Here is a 1,088-nt window from a genome sequence, read left to right as displayed (position 1 = left end):
ACCGTACTGGCTAAAACCTACGGCGGTTCTGCTCGTGCATTCGATCAGATCGATAACGCACCGGAAGAAAAAGCACGTGGTATCACCATCAACACTTCTCACGTTGAATATGACACCCCGTCTCGCCACTACGCACACGTAGACTGCCCGGGCCACGCCGACTATGTTAAAAACATGATCACCGGTGCTGCGCAGATGGACGGCGCGATCCTGGTTGTTGCTGCGACTGACGGCCCGATGCCGCAGACTCGTGAGCACATCCTGCTGGGTCGTCAGGTTGGCGTTCCGTACATCATCGTGTTCCTGAACAAATGCGACATGGTTGATGACGAAGAGCTGCTGGAACTGGTAGAAATGGAAGTTCGTGAACTTCTGTCTCAGTACGATTTCCCGGGCGACGATACTCCGATCGTTCGTGGTTCTGCTCTGAAAGCGCTGGAAGGCGAAGCTGAGTGGGAAGCTAAAATCGTTGAACTGGCTGGCTACCTGGATTCTTACATCCCGGAACCAGAGCGTGCGATTGACAAGCCGTTCCTGCTGCCTATCGAAGACGTATTCTCCATCTCCGGCCGTGGTACTGTTGTTACCGGTCGTGTAGAGCGCGGTATCGTTAAAGTTGGCGAAGAAGTTGAAATCGTTGGTATCAAAGAGACTGCTAAGTCTACCTGTACTGGCGTTGAAATGTTCCGCAAACTGCTGGACGAAGGCCGTGCTGGTGAGAACGTTGGTGTTCTGCTGCGTGGTATCAAACGTGAAGAAATCGAACGTGGTCAGGTACTGGCTAAGCCGGGCTCTATCAAGCCGCACACCAAGTTCGAATCTGAAGTTTACATCCTGTCCAAAGACGAAGGCGGCCGTCATACTCCGTTCTTCAAAGGCTACCGTCCGCAGTTCTACTTCCGTACTACTGACGTGACTGGTACCATCGAACTGCCGGAAGGCGTAGAGATGGTAATGCCGGGCGACAACATCAAAATGGTTGTTACCCTGATCCACCCGATCGCGATGGACGACGGTCTGCGTTTCGCAATCCGTGAAGGCGGCCGTACTGTTGGTGCGGGCGTTGTTGCTAAAGTTCTGAGCTAATT

General features: G+C 53.1%; 1 protein-coding gene. It reads left to right on the top strand.

The window, feature by feature from the left end:
- A partial coding sequence (gene tuf, locus FDX01_RS18485; protein WP_117344063.1) for an elongation factor Tu occupies positions 1 to 1,086 on the top strand: 1,086 nt, incomplete at its 5' end.
- Positions 1,087 to 1,088 lie beyond the last annotated feature (2 nt).

The organism is Citrobacter sp. wls613 (assembly GCF_005281195.1).
Taxonomy (GTDB): domain Bacteria; phylum Pseudomonadota; class Gammaproteobacteria; order Enterobacterales; family Enterobacteriaceae; genus Citrobacter; species Citrobacter gillenii.
This window is presented reverse-complemented; position numbering and strand designations above follow the sequence as displayed.